Annotated in this window: 15 protein-coding genes; 13 read left to right on the top strand and 2 right to left on the bottom strand. The window is 58.0% G+C overall.

All coding sequences use genetic code 11. From position 1 onward, the window contains the following. Positions 1 to 8: 8 nt before the first annotated feature. From rpoH to livJ, 3 genes are all read left to right on the top strand, one after another. Positions 9 to 866, top strand: coding sequence for an RNA polymerase sigma factor RpoH (rpoH, locus tag SK47_RS20395; RefSeq protein WP_000159624.1), 858 nt, complete (start codon positions 9 to 11; stop codon positions 864 to 866). Positions 867 to 1,002: 136 nt separating this feature from the next. After that, positions 1,003 to 2,268 carry a 4-aminobutyrate--2-oxoglutarate transaminase gene (locus tag SK47_RS20390; RefSeq protein ID WP_023323836.1) on the top strand — a complete coding sequence of 422 codons (1,266 nt, stop codon included), beginning with the start codon at positions 1,003 to 1,005 and terminating at the stop codon, positions 2,266 to 2,268. A 197-nt stretch (positions 2,269 to 2,465) separates the two neighbouring features. Then, positions 2,466 to 3,566, top strand: coding sequence for a branched chain amino acid ABC transporter substrate-binding protein LivJ (gene livJ, locus SK47_RS20385; protein WP_003861530.1), 1,101 nt, complete (start codon positions 2,466 to 2,468; stop codon positions 3,564 to 3,566). Positions 3,567 to 3,683: 117 nt separating this feature from the next. On the opposite strand, the gene panM is transcribed toward livJ, so the two are convergent. Further along, entirely contained in the window at positions 3,684 to 4,067 is a 384-nt protein-coding gene (gene panM / locus SK47_RS20380) for an aspartate 1-decarboxylase autocleavage activator PanM (RefSeq protein ID WP_003861532.1), read from the bottom strand. Positions 4,068 to 4,491: 424 nt separating this feature from the next. Here panM and livK point away from each other — a divergent pair, with 424 nt between their 5' ends. The 10 genes from livK to ugpQ all read left to right on the top strand — a co-directional run bounded on the left by livK (position 4,492) and on the right by ugpQ (position 14,532). Next, complete coding sequence (livK, locus tag SK47_RS20365) at positions 4,492 to 5,601, top strand: high-affinity branched-chain amino acid ABC transporter substrate-binding protein LivK (RefSeq protein ID WP_048244990.1); 1,110 nt, start codon at positions 4,492 to 4,494, stop codon at positions 5,599 to 5,601. 46 nt (positions 5,602 to 5,647) lie between these two features. Next, entirely contained in the window at positions 5,648 to 6,574 is a 927-nt protein-coding gene (livH, locus tag SK47_RS20360; RefSeq protein WP_003861540.1) for a high-affinity branched-chain amino acid ABC transporter permease LivH, read from the top strand. After that, positions 6,571 to 7,848, top strand: coding sequence for a high-affinity branched-chain amino acid ABC transporter permease LivM (locus SK47_RS20355; protein WP_003861542.1), 1,278 nt, complete (start codon positions 6,571 to 6,573; stop codon positions 7,846 to 7,848). The genes livH and SK47_RS20355 overlap by 4 nt, the downstream gene beginning before the upstream one ends. After that, positions 7,845 to 8,609 carry a high-affinity branched-chain amino acid ABC transporter ATP-binding protein LivG gene (livG, locus tag SK47_RS20350; RefSeq protein ID WP_048244988.1) on the top strand — a complete coding sequence of 255 codons (765 nt, stop codon included), beginning with the start codon at positions 7,845 to 7,847 and terminating at the stop codon, positions 8,607 to 8,609. The genes SK47_RS20355 and livG overlap by 4 nt, the downstream gene beginning before the upstream one ends. Position 8,610: 1 nt before the next feature. Next, positions 8,611 to 9,324 carry a high-affinity branched-chain amino acid ABC transporter ATP-binding protein LivF gene (livF, locus tag SK47_RS20345; protein WP_022651964.1) on the top strand — a complete coding sequence of 238 codons (714 nt, stop codon included), beginning with the start codon at positions 8,611 to 8,613 and terminating at the stop codon, positions 9,322 to 9,324. Between the two features lie 250 nt (positions 9,325 to 9,574). Continuing rightward, positions 9,575 to 10,891, top strand: coding sequence for a sn-glycerol-3-phosphate ABC transporter substrate-binding protein UgpB (ugpB, locus tag SK47_RS20340; protein ID WP_022651963.1), 1,317 nt, complete (start codon positions 9,575 to 9,577; stop codon positions 10,889 to 10,891). Positions 10,892 to 10,993: 102 nt separating this feature from the next. Then, positions 10,994 to 11,881 carry a sn-glycerol-3-phosphate ABC transporter permease UgpA gene (gene ugpA / locus SK47_RS20335; RefSeq protein ID WP_003861551.1) on the top strand — a complete coding sequence of 296 codons (888 nt, stop codon included), beginning with the start codon at positions 10,994 to 10,996 and terminating at the stop codon, positions 11,879 to 11,881. Next, on the top strand, positions 11,878 to 12,723 hold the full coding sequence (ugpE, locus tag SK47_RS20330; protein WP_023314971.1) for a sn-glycerol-3-phosphate ABC transporter permease UgpE: 846 nt from the start codon (positions 11,878 to 11,880) through the stop codon (positions 12,721 to 12,723). Before ugpA ends, ugpE begins: the two co-directional genes overlap by 4 nt. Before the next feature lies 1 nt (position 12,724). Next, entirely contained in the window at positions 12,725 to 13,795 is a 1,071-nt protein-coding gene (locus tag SK47_RS20325; RefSeq protein WP_048244986.1) for a sn-glycerol-3-phosphate import ATP-binding protein UgpC, read from the top strand. Further along, on the top strand, positions 13,792 to 14,532 hold the full coding sequence (gene ugpQ / locus SK47_RS20320; protein WP_045336146.1) for a glycerophosphodiester phosphodiesterase: 741 nt from the start codon (positions 13,792 to 13,794) through the stop codon (positions 14,530 to 14,532). Before SK47_RS20325 ends, ugpQ begins: the two co-directional genes overlap by 4 nt. On the opposite strand, the gene SK47_RS20315 is transcribed toward ugpQ, so the two are convergent. Continuing rightward, positions 14,522 to 14,893: a DUF2756 family protein gene (locus SK47_RS20315; protein ID WP_003861557.1), complete on the bottom strand. Its 372-nt coding sequence runs from the start codon at positions 14,891 to 14,893 to the stop codon at positions 14,522 to 14,524. The two genes, ugpQ and SK47_RS20315, sit on opposite strands and share 11 nt — an antisense overlap. Between the last annotated feature and the right edge of the window lie 104 nt (positions 14,894 to 14,997).

Genomic DNA, 14,997 nt, shown 5'->3' with positions numbered 1-14,997 from the left:
AGGAATGAATGACCAAAGAAATGCAAACTTTAGCTTTAGCCCCTGTTGGTAACCTGGAATCTTACATCCGGGCTGCGAACACCTGGCCGATGTTAACGGCTGAGGAAGAAAAGGAGCTTGCTGAAAAGCTGCATTACCAGGGCGATCTGGAAGCAGCTAAAACGCTGATCCTGTCTCACCTGCGCTTTGTTGTTCACGTTGCTCGTAATTATGCGGGCTACGGCCTGCCGCAGGCGGACCTGATTCAGGAAGGTAATATTGGCCTGATGAAGGCGGTACGTCGCTTCAACCCGGAAGTGGGCGTGCGACTGGTCTCCTTCGCCGTGCACTGGATCAAAGCGGAAATTCACGAATACGTCTTGCGTAACTGGCGTATTGTGAAAGTCGCCACGACGAAAGCGCAGCGCAAACTGTTCTTCAACCTGCGTAAAACCAAGCAGCGTCTGGGCTGGTTCAATCAGGATGAAGTGGAAATGGTGGCGCGCGAGCTGGGCGTTTCCAGCAAAGACGTCCGCGAGATGGAATCCCGTATGGCCGCTCAGGACATGACGTTTGATATGTCTGCCGACGATGACGCGTCCGACAGCCAGCCGATGGCCCCGGTTCTGTATCTACAGGATAAAACCTCTAACTTTGCTGACGGCATTGAAGAGGATAACTGGGAAGACCAGGCGGCGAACAAGCTGACCTTCGCGATGGAAGGCCTAGACGAGCGTAGCCAGGATATCATCCGTGCCCGCTGGCTGGACGAAGATAACAAGTCCACGTTGCAGGAACTGGCCGACCGCTACGGCGTCTCCGCTGAACGTGTGCGTCAGCTTGAAAAGAACGCCATGAAAAAACTTCGCGCCGCTATCGAAGCGTAATTTTCGCGAAGTACACCGAGAACCCCTGGATGAGAGTCTGGGGGTTTTGTTTTTTTAGCGCCCGCTCTGGCGAATTCCCTGCCCCTGGCAAACACTTACTGATGCGCTAAGCAGGCGACTTTCAGAGGGTGACAGGGTGAAAAATAACGAACTGAACGACCGGCGTTTACAGGCGACGCCGCGCGGTATCGGCGTCATGTGTAACTTCTATGCCGATAAAGCCGAAAACGCCACGGTGTGGGACGTGGAAGGTAACGAGTATATTGATTTTGCCGCCGGGATCGCCGTGCTGAATACCGGGCATCGCCATCCTAAAGTTATCGCCGCCGTCGAAAAACAGCTTCACGCCTTTACCCATACCGCTTATCAAATCGTCCCTTATGAAGGCTATGTATCGCTTGCCGAGCGCATCAACCAGCGCGTACCCATAGAGGGGCCAGCCAAAACCGCCTTCTTCTCAACGGGGGCGGAAGCGGTCGAAAACGCGGTGAAAATCGCCCGCGCGTACACCAGACGTTCCGGCCTTATCACCTTCGGCGGCGCGTTCCACGGCCGTACCTTTATGACCATGGCGCTGACCGGCAAAGTGGCGCCCTATAAGCTCGGCTTCGGCCCGTTCCCCGGCTCGGTGTACCACGCGCAATTCCCTAACAGCCTGCACGGCGTCAGTACCGCCGAAGCGTTAAAAAGCCTGGAGCGCATCTTCAAAGCCGATATCGCGCCCGATCAGGTGGCGGCAATCATTATTGAACCGGTTCAGGGCGAGGGCGGATTCAACGTCGCGCCCGCTGATTTTATGCAGGCGCTGCGTGCCCTGTGCGATACCCACGGGATTTTACTGATTGCCGACGAAGTGCAAACCGGCTTCGCCCGTACCGGCAAGCTGTTCTCCATGGAAAACCACTGCGTGAAGCCCGATCTGATCACTATGGCGAAAAGCCTGGCGGGCGGGATGCCGCTCTCTGCCGTCTCTGGCCGGGCGGAGGTAATGGATGCGCCGGCCCCGGGCGGACTTGGCGGAACCTACGCAGGTAACCCGCTGGCGATTGCGGCGGCCCATGCGGTGCTGGATGTGATTGACGAGGACGATCTCTGCACCCGCGCGGCGCATCTCGGGCATCATCTGGTCGAGGTGCTGAATAAAGCGAAGGATGGCTGTCCGTATATCGCCGATATCCGTGGGCAGGGGTCGATGGTGGCGGTGGAATTTACCGATCCGCAAACCGGACAGCCGTCGCCGGAATTTACCCGTCAGGTTCAGGAGCGCGCGTTGAACGAAGGGCTGCTGCTTTTGAGCTGCGGCGTTTACGGCAACGTTATTCGCTTCCTCTACCCACTCACCATCCCCGAAGCGCAGTTTCGTAAAGCGCTGGATATTATTTCCGCCTCGCTGACACGATAAAGCCAAAAGCCCGGCTGAAATGAAGGCCGGGCTTATCATATTTTCATTTCAAATTAGCTATTCCAAAATCATAAAAATGGGGTATGTTTTAGCAGAGTATGCTGAAAAAGCGCGAACAGCACGCCTATAACTGAAATAAAGCGCTACACAACAACATCACAACAATCGTTATAACCATAATAATGGGGAATCTCAGGATGAACATGAAGGGTAAAGCGTTACTGGCAGGATGTATCGCGTTGGCATTCAGCGCCATGGCGCAGGCCGATATTAAAGTGGCCGTGGTGGGCGCAATGTCCGGTCCGGTAGCACAGTACGGCGACCAGGAATTTACGGGCGCAGAACAGGCGGTTGCAGACATTAATGCTAAGGGCGGCATCAAGGGCGAAAAGCTGCAAATCGTAAAATATGACGATGCCTGTGACCCGAAACAGGCGGTCGCGGTGGCGAACAAAGTGGTAAACGACGGGATCAAATACGTTATTGGTCACCTGTGCTCCTCTTCCACCCAGCCCGCGTCTGACATCTACGAAGACGAAGGCATTCTGATGATCACGCCGGCCGCGACGGCGCCAGAGCTCACCGCGCGCGGCTATAAGCTGATCCTGCGTACCACCGGTCTGGACTCCGATCAGGGGCCAACCGCCGCGAAATACATCGTGGAAAAAGTGAAGCCGCAGCGCATCGCGATTGTTCATGACAAACAGCAGTACGGCGAAGGCCTGGCCCGTGCGGTGCAGGATAACCTGAAAAAAGCGAACGCCAACGTGGTGTTCTTTGACGGTATCACCGCCGGTGAGAAAGACTTCTCGACCCTGGTCGCGCGTCTGAAGAAAGAAAACATCGATTTCGTTTACTACGGCGGCTACCACCCGGAAATGGGGCAGATCCTGCGTCAGGCGCGTGCGGCGGGTCTGAAGACGCAGTTCATGGGGCCAGAAGGTGTCGCGAACGTTTCCCTGTCTAACATCGCGGGTGAATCCGCTGAAGGTCTGCTGGTGACCAAGCCGAAGAACTACGACCAGGTGCCTGCGAACAAACCTGTTGTCGATGCCATCAAGGCGAAGAAACAGGATCCAAGCGGTGCATTCGTCTGGACCACCTACGCAGCGTTGCAGTCTCTGCAAGCGGGCCTGAACCAGTCAGCCGATCCGGCGGAGATTGCCACCTGGCTGAAAGCGAACTCGGTGGAAACCGTGATGGGACCGCTGTCCTGGGATGAGAAGGGCGATTTGAAGGGCTTCGAGTTCGGCGTGTTTGACTGGCATGCCAATGGCACTGCTACTGATGCCAAATAATGCTGGTGCGGGTTGATGCCCTCACCCTAACCCTCTCCCACGGGGAGAGGGGATTACCCGGTTTTCTCCCTCTCCCTTAGGGAGAGGGCCGGGGTGAGGGTATCAGGTCGCACAGATCTAGCGCTTCTCCCACCCGTTCGCCTGCGCCGTAAACCCTAACGCCTGCATAAACGCTGCCATCACGCCGCGATCCTCCACGCCCACGTCGGCCATCCACCAGGAGGTTACGCTCGGGTTTTCGCGGATCACCTCTTCAATCAAATACTGCCCGACCCCGCGACGACGGGTCACGTCGCGCACGCGCAGGGAGTCCAGCGCCCCTTCCGTGCCGCTCAGCGTTACGCGGACGGCGGCCAGCAGACGTTCATTAAAACGCGCGGCATAGATGCGGTGGTTTTCATCGACGGCCAGCGATGAAGGGGAATATTCCGGCCAGATCTTGCCCAGGTCGATATGATCCTGGTCGCTAAAGGTCACCAGACGCACGATAGTCAGTTTCATTAGCTGCTTGTCCAAATCAAAAAGAGTAGGGCCAGTGTACTCAATTTATTTGCTCAGGCGCTTTCTCTTTTTCTTCCCATTTACCAGGTGATTAGTTTTTTGACAGCGTAATGCGCAGTTTGAAAACACATGGATCGAAAAATAAGCAGAATTTTAACCTGAAGGGCAGTGATTTATTCGGCGCTTTGTACCGTTATTTTATGCTGCCAACTGCGCTTTTATTTGTTTATCTCCGCCTGATTTCAGAATATTATCTTTGCTTAATCGCCTGAAAAATAGAGATATTAGTCTGGTTTTTGACAAAAAACTGCGCTAAACCATTAAAGGCACTGGTAAAAATAGCGTTGTTCATTAAAAGTACAGAATGCTTTTTAACCATAATAAAACAAAATATAAACACGACATCACGAATGGGGATTCAGAGATGAAAAGGAACGTGAAGACGTTAATCGCGGGGATGGTCGCACTGTCGATCTCGCATGCCGCTATGGCAGACGACATTAAAGTTGCGGTAGTGGGGGCGATGTCCGGCCCTGTTGCCCAGTGGGGTGACATGGAGTTCAACGGCGCGCGTCAGGCCATCAAAGATATCAACGCCAAAGGCGGGATCAAAGGCGACAAGCTGGTGGGCGTGGAGTATGACGACGCCTGCGATCCAAAACAGGCCGTCGCGGTCGCCAACAAAATTGTTAACGACGGTATCCAGTACGTCATAGGGCACCTGTGTTCCTCTTCCACGCAGCCTGCGTCTGATATCTACGAAGACGAAGGCATTCTGATGATCACCCCGGGCGCCACCAACCCGGAACTGACCCAGCGCGGCTACCAGCACATCATGCGTACCGCCGGTCTGGACTCCTCTCAGGGGCCAACCGCCGCCAAATACATCCTCGAAACCGTTAAGCCGCAGCGTATCGCCATCATTCACGATAAGCAGCAGTACGGCGAAGGCCTGGCGCGTTCCGTACAGGACGGCCTGAAAAAAGGCGGGGCAAACATCGTCTTCTTCGACGGCATTACCGCCGGTGAAAAAGACTTCTCCGCGCTGATCGCCCGCCTGCAAAAAGAGAATATCGACTTCGTTTACTACGGCGGCTACTACCCGGAAATGGGGCAGATGCTGCGCCAGGCGCGCGCCACCGGTCTGAAAACCCAGTTCATGGGGCCAGAGGGCGTGGGCAATGCCTCCCTGTCCAACATCGCGGGGGATTCTGCCGAAGGCATGCTGGTGACGATGCCAAAACGCTATGACCAGGATCCGGCGAATAAGGCTATCGTGGATGCGCTCAAGGCGCAGAAGAAAGATCCAAGTGGTCCGTACGTCTGGATCACCTACGCGGCCGTGCAGTCTCTGGCCACCGCGCTGGATCGTACCGGCAGCAAAGAACCGCTGGATCTGGTGAAAGATTTAAAAGCGCACGGGGCGAACACCGTGATTGGGCCGCTGAACTGGGATGAGAAAGGCGATCTGAAGGGATTTGAATTTGGTGTCTTTAAGTGGCACGCCGACGGTTCGTCCTCGGTCGCCAGATAATCATCCCACCGCCCGGCTCACCGGGCGGGTATAAAAAGGTTTGCATATGTCCGAGCAGTTTCTCTACTTTTTGCAGCAGATGTTTAACGGCGTCACGCTGGGAAGCACCTACGCGCTGATCGCCATCGGCTACACGATGGTTTACGGCATTATCGGCATGATTAACTTCGCCCACGGCGAGGTGTACATGATCGGTAGCTACGTCTCCTTTATGATCATCGCCGCGCTGATGATGATGGGCATCGACAGCAGCTGGCTGCTGGTGGCCGCCGGGTTTGTCGGCGCGATTGTGATCGCCAGCGCCTACGGCTGGAGTATCGAACGGGTAGCCTACCGACCGGTGCGCAGCTCCAAGCGCCTGATCGCGCTGATCTCCGCCATCGGGATGTCCATTTTCCTGCAAAACTACGTCAGCCTGACTGAAGGTTCACGCGACGTGGCGCTGCCAAGCCTGTTTAACGGCCAGTGGATTGTGGGGGCCAGCGAAAACTTCTCCGCCTCTGTCACCACCATGCAGCTGGTAATCTGGGTTGTGACCTTTATTGCGATGCTGGCCCTGACCCTGTTCATCCGCTACTCCCGCATGGGACGCGCCTGCCGCGCCTGCGCGGAAGATCTGAAGATGGCGAGCCTGCTCGGGATCAACACCGACCGCGTGATTGCCCTGACCTTCGTGATCGGCGCAGCGATGGCGGCGGTGGCTGGCGTGTTGCTCGGTCAGTTCTACGGCGTAATCAACCCGTACATCGGTTTTATGGCCGGGATGAAAGCCTTCACCGCAGCGGTACTGGGCGGCATCGGCAGCATTCCGGGCGCGATGATCGGCGGCCTGATTTTGGGCGTGGCCGAAGCGCTCTCCTCTGCGTATCTGAGCACCGAATATAAAGATGTGGTGTCGTTTGCCCTGCTGATTCTGGTTCTGCTGGTGATGCCTACCGGTATTCTGGGCCGTCCGGAGGTAGAGAAAGTATGAAACCGATGCATTTTGCGATGGCGCTGCTCTCTGCCGCCATGTTCTTCGTCCTGGCGGGCGTCTTTATGGGCGTCCAGTTAGGGCTGGACGGCACGAAGCTGGTGGTGGATACCGCCCCCGACATCCGCTGGCAGTGGGTGTTTATCGGCACCGCTGTGGTGTTCCTGTTCCAGCTGCTGCGTCCGCTGTTCCAGAAGACGCTGAAAAACGTCTCCGGGCCGAAATTCGTCCTGCCGGCGATCGACGGTACAACCGTGAAACAGAAGCTGTTCCTTGTGGCGCTGCTGGTGGCTGCCGTGGCGTGGCCGTTTATGGTATCGCGCGGGACGGTGGATATTGCCACCCTGACCATGATCTACGTGATTCTGGGGCTGGGTCTGAACGTGGTGGTGGGGCTGTCTGGCCTGCTGGTGCTGGGCTACGGCGGGTTCTACGCCATCGGCGCGTACACCTTCGCGCTGCTGAACCACTATTACGGCCTCGGCTTCTGGACCTGTCTGCCGCTGGCGGGGCTGGTCTCTGCCGCGGCGGGCTTCCTGCTCGGCTTCCCGGTGCTGCGCCTGCGCGGTGACTACCTGGCGATTGTGACCTTAGGCTTCGGCGAAATCGTCCGTATCCTGCTGCTCAACAATACCGAGGTGACCGGCGGTCCGAATGGCATCAGCCAGATCCCGAAACCGACCTTCTTCGGCCTGGAGTTCAGCCGTACCGCCCGCGAAGGCGGCTGGGATACCTTCAGCAACTTCTTTGGCATCAAATACGATCCGTCCGACCGCGTGATCTGGCTCTATCTGGTGGCGCTGCTGCTGGTGGTGATTACGCTGTTTGTGATCAACCGTCTGCTGCGCATGCCGCTGGGTCGCGCGTGGGAAGCGCTGCGCGAAGATGAGATCGCCTGCCGCTCCCTGGGCCTGAACCCGACCCGCATCAAGCTGACCGCATTTACCATCAGCGCCGCGTTTGCCGGTTTCGCCGGAACGCTGTTTGCCGCGCGTCAGGGCTTCGTCAGCCCGGAATCGTTCACCTTTGCCGAATCGGCCTTCGTGCTGGCGATTGTGGTGCTCGGCGGAATGGGCTCGCAGTTCGCCGTGATCCTCGCGGCTATCCTGCTGGTGGTCTCCCGCGAGCTGATGCGCGACTTTAACGAATACAGCATGTTAATGCTGGGTGGTTTGATGGTGCTGATGATGATCTGGCGTCCGCAGGGTCTCCTGCCGATGACCCGTCCACAGCTGAAGCTGAAACGCACACAGGCGAAAGGAGAGCAGGCATGAAGCCTTTATTATCCGTTAACGGCCTGATGATGCGTTTTGGCGGCCTGCTGGCGGTCAACAATGTGAATCTGGATCTGCACAAGAAAGAGATTGTCTCCCTGATTGGCCCGAACGGCGCGGGAAAAACCACGGTCTTCAACTGCCTGACCGGCTTCTACAAGCCGACGGGCGGCACCATCATGCTGCGCGATCAGCATCTTGAAGGGCTGCCGGGCCAGCAGATTGCCCGCATGGGCGTGGTGCGTACCTTCCAGCACGTGCGTCTGTTCCGCGAGATGACGGTGATTGAGAACCTGCTGGTGGCGCAACATCAGCAGCTGAAAACCGGCCTCTTCTCCGGCCTGCTGAAAACCCCGGCCTTCCGCCGCACGCAGGAAGAGGCGCTCGATCGCGCCGCGACCTGGCTCGACCGTATCGGCCTGCTCCAGCACGCCAACCGTCAGGCGGGCAACCTCGCTTACGGGGATCAGCGTCGCCTGGAGATTGTGCGCTGCATGGTGACCCAGCCGGAGATCCTGATGCTCGACGAACCAGCGGCAGGTCTCAATCCGAAAGAGACCAAAGAGCTGGACGAGCTGATTGCCGAGCTGCGCGACCATCACGACACCACCATCCTGCTGATTGAGCATGACATGAAGCTGGTGATGGGCATTTCGGACCGTATCTACGTGGTAAACCAGGGCACGCCGCTGGCAAACGGCACGCCGGAAGAGATCCGCAACAACCCGGACGTGATCCGCGCATACCTTGGTGAGGCATAAGATGGAAAAAGCGATGTTAACGTTCGACAAGGTCAACGCGCACTACGGCAAAATTCAGGCGCTGCACGATGTCAGCCTGCATATTAATCAGGGCGAAATCGTCACCCTGATTGGGGCTAACGGCGCGGGCAAAACCACGCTGCTCGGCACCCTGTGCGGCGACCCGCGCGCCACCAGCGGGCGGATTGTGTTTGACGGCAAAGACATTACCGACTGGCAGACCGCCAGAATCATGCGTGAAGCGGTGGCGATTGTCCCGGAAGGGCGTCGCGTATTCTCCCGCATGACGGTGGAAGAGAATCTGGCGATGGGCGGTTTCTTCGCCCACCGGGATGAATACCAGACCCGCATCAAGTGGGTGTACGAACTCTTCCCGCGCCTGTGGGAGCGTCGTATTCAGCGCGCGGGCACCATGTCCGGCGGCGAGCAACAGATGCTGGCGATTGGCCGCGCGCTGATGAGCCAGCCGCGTCTGCTGTTGCTGGATGAACCGTCGCTCGGTCTTGCGCCAATCATCATCCAGCAGATTTTCGATACCATTGAGCAGCTGCGCAAAGAGGGGATGACCATCTTCCTCGTCGAACAGAACGCCAACCAGGCGCTGAAGCTCGCTGACCGCGGCTATGTGCTGGAGAACGGGCGCGTGGTGCTCTCCGATACCGGCGATGCGCTGCTGGCGAACGAAGCGGTGCGGAGCGCGTACCTGGGCGGATAGGTAAAAGCAAAAAGGCAACGCAAGTTGCCTTTTTAGTGTTTTCTCCCTCTCCCTGTGGGAGAGGGCCGGGGTGAGGGCACCAGACCGTACCCAACATCTAAACCCCTTCACACAACCATCATCCCTCTGACGCCTGGCTGTCACCTGTCTGTAAACAAACAGTTATTTTTCTGTCATTCGAGCATGTCATGTTACCTCGCGAGCATAAAACGCGTGATATCGCGCATCCGGCACAATAAGAGAGATGACAATGACATCGTTACGACACACAGCTTTGGGTCTGGCACTGGGTCTGGCTTTTGCGACGAACGCAATGGCTGTGACGACCATTCCGTTCTGGCATTCCATGGAAGGGGAGTTGGGTAAAGAAGTTGACTCCCTGGCGCAGCGTTTCAACGACACCCATCCGGATTACAAAATTGTGCCGGTGTACAAAGGCAACTACGAGCAGAGCCTGAGCGCGGGCATCGCCGCCTTCCGTACCGGCAACGCGCCTGCGCTGTTACAGGTTTATGAAGTGGGCACCGCGACCATGATGGCCTCCAAAGCCATCAAGCCGGTGTACGAGGTGTTCAAAGAGGCGGGCATTAACTTTGACGAGTCCCAGTTCGTGCCAACCGTGGCGGGATACTACACGGATTCCAAAAGCGGGCATCTGCTGTCCCAGCCGTTTAACAGCTCCACGCCGGTGCTGTACTACAACAAAGACGCCTTCAGGAAAGCCGGTTTAGATCCGGAGCAGCCGCCAAAAACCTGGCAGGACCTGGCCGAATACACCGCGAAGCTGAAAGCGGCGGGGATGAAGTGCGGCTACGCCAGCGGCTGGCAGGGCTGGATCCAGATTGAAAACTTCAGCGCCTGGCACGGCCTGCCGGTTGCCACCAAAAACAACGGCTTCGACGGTACCGACGCGGTGCTGGAGTTCAACAAGCCGGAGCAGGTGAAGCACATCGCGCTGCTGGAAGCACTCAATAAGAAGGGCGACTTCAGCTACTTCGGGCGTAAAGACGAATCCACCGAGAAGTTCTACAACGGCGATTGCGCCATTACCACCGCCTCATCTGGCTCGCTGGCAGACATCCGTCACTACGCCAAATTCAATTACGGCGTGGGCATGATGCCGTACGACGCTGACGTCAAAGGCGCGCCGCAGAATGCCATCATCGGCGGGGCGAGCCTGTGGGTGATGCAGGGTAAAGACAACGGCACCTACAAAGGCGTGGCCGAGTTCCTCGACTTCCTGGCGAAGCCGGAAAACGCCGCCGAGTGGCACCAGAAGACCGGCTACCTGCCGATCACCAAAGCCGCGTACGACCTGACCCGCGAGCAGGGCTTCTACAGCAAGAACCCGGGCGCGGATATCGCGACGCGTCAGATGCTGAACAAGCCGCCGTTGCCGTTCACCAAAGGCCTGCGTCTGGGCAACATGCCGCAGATCCGCACCATCGTCGATGAAGAGCTGGAAAGCGTCTGGACCGGGAAGAAAACGCCACAGCAGGCGCTGGATTCCGCGGTAGAGCGCGGGAATCAGCTGCTGCGCCGCTTTGAGCAGTCGACGAAGTCTTAATCTTTTTGCCCTCACCCTAACCCTCTCCCAAAGGGAGAGGGAACATATCCCCCTCCCTTTGGGAGAGGGACGGGGTGAGGGGAAACCAACCTGAGCTAACCTATGTCATCATCCCGTCCGGTGTTCCGTTCCCGCTGGCTGCCGTACCTGTTGGTCGCGCCGCAGCTGGTCATCACCGTCATCTTCTTTATCTGGCCTGCGGGCGAAGCGCTGTGGTACTCGGTACAAAGCGTCGATCCGTTCGGGCTTTCCAGCCAGTTTGTCGGGCTGGACAACTTTACCGCGCTGTTCCACGACAGCTACTACCTGGATTCCTTCTGGACGACGATCAAATTCAGCGCGCTGGTCACCGTCAGCGGTCTTGTCGCGTCGCTGTTTTTCGCCGCGCTGGTGGATTACGTAGTACGGGGCAGCCGTCTGTATCAGACCCTGATGCTGCTGCCCTACGCCGTGGCTCCCGCCGTGGCCGCCGTGCTGTGGATCTTCCTGTTTAACCCGGGCCGCGGGCTGATTACCCACTTCCTGGGTGAGTTTGGCTATGACTGGAACCACGCCCAGAATAGCGGTCAGGCGATGTTCCTGGTGGTGTTCGCCTCGGTGTGGAAGCAGATCAGCTATAACTTCCTGTTTTTCTTTGCCGCGCTACAGTCTATCCCGCGTTCGCTGGTGGAGGCCGCCGCCATCGACGGCGCAGGGCCGGTGCGCCGCTTCTTCCGGCTGTCGCTGCCGCTGATCGCCCCGGTGAGTTTCTTCCTGCTGGTGGTGAACCTGGTGTACGCCTTCTTCGACACCTTCCCGGTGATCGACGCCGCCACCGCGGGCGGCCCGGTGCAGGCAACCACCACGCTGATTTACAAGATCTACCGCGAGGGCTTTGCCGGGCTTGATCTCTCAGCCTCTGCTGCACAGTCGGTCGTGCTGATGTTCCTCGTCATCATCCTCACGGTGGTGCAGTTCCGCTATGTCGAAAGTAAGGTGCGCTACCAATGATTGAGAACCGTCGCGGGCTGACGATTTTCAGCCATACCCTGCTAATCCTGGGCATCCTCGTCATCCTGTTCCCACTGTACGTGGCCTTTGTCGCCGCCACGCTGGACACCAAAGCGGTGTTCGACACGCCAATGACGCTGATCCCAGGCACGCATCTTTTCGAGAACATGAAGACTATCTGGACGCAGGGCGTGGGCGCTAACAGCGCGCCGTTCTGGCTGATGATGCTCAACAGTTTCATCATGGCGTTCGGCATCACCGTCGGCAAAATCACCGTGTCGATGCTTTCGGCCTTCGCCATCGTCTGGTTCCGCTTTCCGTTGCGTAACCTGTTTTTCTGGATGATTTTCATTACCCTGATGCTGCCGGTGGAGGTGCGTATCTTCCCGACGGTGGAGGTGATCGCCAACCTGAAGATGCTCGACAGCTACGCGGGCTTAACCCTGCCGCTGATGGCCTCGGCGACCGCCACCTTCCTGTTCCGCCAGTTCTTTATGACCCTGCCGGATGAGCTGATTGAAGCCGCGCGCATCGACGGGGCCTCGCCGATGCGCTTCTTCCGCGACATCGTGCTGCCGCTGTCGAAAACCAATCTCGCGGCGCTGTTTGTGATCACCTTTATCTACGGCTGGAACCAGTATCTGTGGCCGCTGCTGATCGTTCAGGACGTCAACCTCGGCACCGCCGTGGCAGGCATCAAAGGCATGATCGCCACCGGCGAAGGCACCACCCTCTGGAACCAGGTGATGGCGGCGATGCTGCTCACCCTTATCCCACCCGTAGTCATTGTTTTAGCCATGCAGCGCGCGTTTGTCCGCGGCCTGGTCGATAGCGAGAAATAAGATGGCAGGTTTAAAATTACAGGCAGTAACCAAAAGCTGGGACGGCAAAACCCAGGTCATTCAGCCGCTGACGCTCGACGTGGCGGACGGGGAATTTATCGTGATGGTCGGCCCGTCCGGCTGCGGAAAATCCACCCTGCTGCGTATGGTGGCCGGGCTGGAGCGTGTGACGTCCGGGGATATCTGGATTGACCGCCAGCGCGTTACCGAGATGGAACCCAAAGATCGCGGCATCGCGATGGTATTCCAGAACTACGCCCTCTATCCGCACATGAGCGTGGAAGAGAACATGGCCTGGGGGCTGAAAATTCGCGGTATGGGCAAAGGCCATATCGAGGAGCGCGTGAAAGAGGCCGCGCGCATTCTGGAGCTGGACGGCCTGCTCAAGCGTCGCCCGCGCGAGCTCTCCGGCGGCCAGCGCCAGCGCGTGGCGATGGGGCGCGCCATCGTGCGCGATCCGGCGGTATTTCTGTTCGACGAACCGCTGTCAAACCTCGACGCCAAACTGCGCGTGCAGATGCGTCTTGAGCTACAGCAGCTGCATCGGCGGCTGGGAACCACGTCCCTCTATGTGACCCACGATCAGGTTGAAGCCATGACCCTCGCCCAGCGCGTGATGGTGATGAACAAAGGCATCGCCGAGCAGATTGGCACCCCAGTGGAAGTCTACGAGAAACCGGCCAGCCGTTTTGTGGCGAGCTTTATCGGCAGCCCGGCGATGAACCTGCTGGACGGGCGGATCAATGCGGCGGGAACCCATTTTGAGCTGGAAAGCGGGATGGCGTTGCCGATCAACTGGTACTATCGTGGCTACGCCGGGCGTAAGATGACGCTTGGTATCCGCCCCGAGCATATTGGTTTGACGTCTCAGGCGGACGGCGGCGTGCAGCTGGTGATGGACACGCTGGAGATGCTGGGCGCAGACAACCTGGCGCACGGACGCTGGGGCGAGCAAAAGCTGGTAGTGCGTCTGCCGCATCAGGAGCGCCCGAAAGCAGGCAGCACGCTGTGGCTGCATATGCCGGAAAATCACCTGCACTTATTTGACGGTGAAACAGGACAACGAGTATGAGCAACTGGCCTTACCCCCACATCGTCGCCCACCGTGGCGGCGGTAAACTGGCGCCGGAAAACACCCTGGCGGCAATTGACGTTGGCGCACGCTACGGCCACACGATGATCGAGTTCGACGCCAAGCTGTCGAAGGACGGCGAAATTTTCCTGCTGCACGACGACAACCTCGAACGCACCAGCAACGGCTGGGGCGTGGCGGGTGAACTGCCGTGGCGTGACCTGCTGAAGGTGGACGCCGGAAGCTGGTTCAGCGGCGAATTCAAAGGCGAACCGCTGCCGCTGCTGGCGGAAGTGGCGGACCGCTGTCGTCAACACGGCATGATGGCCAATATTGAAATCAAACCGACCACCGGCACCGGGCCGCTGACGGGTAAAGTGATTGCCCTTGCCGCGCGTGAGCTGTGGGAAGGGATGACCGCGCCGCTGCTGTCGTCGTTTGATATCGACGCGCTGGAAGCCGCACAGGCCGCCGTTCCGGAGTTGCCGCGCGGGCTGCTGCTGGATGCGTGGCGAGAAGACTGGCGCGCGCTGACGACCCGCTTAGGCTGCGTGTCGATCCACCTCAACCATAAGCTGCTGGATGAAGCGCGCGTGACGCTGTTGAAGGAGGCCGGTCTGCATATCCTGGTGTATACCGTCAACAAACCCCAGCGTGCAGCCGAGCTGCTGCGCTGGGGCGTGGACAGCATCTGTACCGATGCGATTGACCAGATCGGGCCGAACTTTATTTATTAAGCATACTGCCGTTCTGCTGGGTCGGCAGCATGTGCTGCTGACCGCTGCTTTGCGATACTCCGCCTCCTAACATCCCACCGTTTGTATTAGGCAGCGGCTGTTCAAGCATCTGGCCCTGCTGTACGCGCTGGGTGTTGGTATTCATCTGGTTTTGCAGGTGCTGCTGCTGCACCTGGGTCTGCGTCTTTAACTGCTGATTGAGCATCCCTTTCTGCTGCTGTTGCTGGCTCATCATCTCCGTCTGCATACGCTGCTGGCTCGGAATGACGTAGCCCGGCTGGTTCGGGTTGTTCAGGGTGTTGATTGGCTGTGCGAGCGCGGCGAACGGAAGCAGCGCGGTCAGGATCAGTAATCGTTTCATGGTTATCTCCTCCTTTGAGGCTTCTCTTAAGTTTATCCTCATTCCTGCATAACGATGATTTTTTAAGAGTTGTGAACCAGGCTTAAGCGGGGAATATGGGCCCC

Source organism: Enterobacter sp. BWH52, from assembly GCF_001037565.1.
Lineage (GTDB): Bacteria > Pseudomonadota > Gammaproteobacteria > Enterobacterales > Enterobacteriaceae > Enterobacter > Enterobacter hormaechei_C.
Note: the sequence above shows the minus strand (reverse complement) of the source record. Positions and strands in the feature narration are given on the sequence as shown.

Bases quoted from the DNA above. Each gene is read 5' to 3' on its own strand.
- SK47_RS20315 (WP_003861557.1), bottom strand. From the start codon at position 14,893: ATGAAACGATTACTGATCCTGACCGCGCTGCTTCCGTTCGCCGCGCTC.
- rpoH (WP_000159624.1), top strand. From the start codon at position 9: ATGACCAAAGAAATGCAAACTTTAGCTTTAGCCCCTGTTGGTAACCTG.
- livF (WP_022651964.1), top strand. From the start codon at position 8,611: ATGGAAAAAGCGATGTTAACGTTCGACAAGGTCAACGCGCACTACGGC.
- livK (WP_048244990.1), top strand. From the start codon at position 4,492: ATGAAAAGGAACGTGAAGACGTTAATCGCGGGGATGGTCGCACTGTCG.
- panM (WP_003861532.1), bottom strand. From the start codon at position 4,067: ATGAAACTGACTATCGTGCGTCTGGTGACCTTTAGCGACCAGGATCAT.
- SK47_RS20325 (WP_048244986.1), top strand. From the start codon at position 12,725: ATGGCAGGTTTAAAATTACAGGCAGTAACCAAAAGCTGGGACGGCAAA.
- livJ (WP_003861530.1), top strand. From the start codon at position 2,466: ATGAACATGAAGGGTAAAGCGTTACTGGCAGGATGTATCGCGTTGGCA.
- ugpA (WP_003861551.1), top strand. From the start codon at position 10,994: ATGTCATCATCCCGTCCGGTGTTCCGTTCCCGCTGGCTGCCGTACCTG.
- ugpB (WP_022651963.1), top strand. From the start codon at position 9,575: ATGACATCGTTACGACACACAGCTTTGGGTCTGGCACTGGGTCTGGCT.
- livH (WP_003861540.1), top strand. From the start codon at position 5,648: ATGTCCGAGCAGTTTCTCTACTTTTTGCAGCAGATGTTTAACGGCGTC.
- ugpQ (WP_045336146.1), top strand. From the start codon at position 13,792: ATGAGCAACTGGCCTTACCCCCACATCGTCGCCCACCGTGGCGGCGGT.
- ugpE (WP_023314971.1), top strand. From the start codon at position 11,878: ATGATTGAGAACCGTCGCGGGCTGACGATTTTCAGCCATACCCTGCTA.
- livG (WP_048244988.1), top strand. From the start codon at position 7,845: ATGAAGCCTTTATTATCCGTTAACGGCCTGATGATGCGTTTTGGCGGC.
- SK47_RS20355 (WP_003861542.1), top strand. From the start codon at position 6,571: ATGAAACCGATGCATTTTGCGATGGCGCTGCTCTCTGCCGCCATGTTC.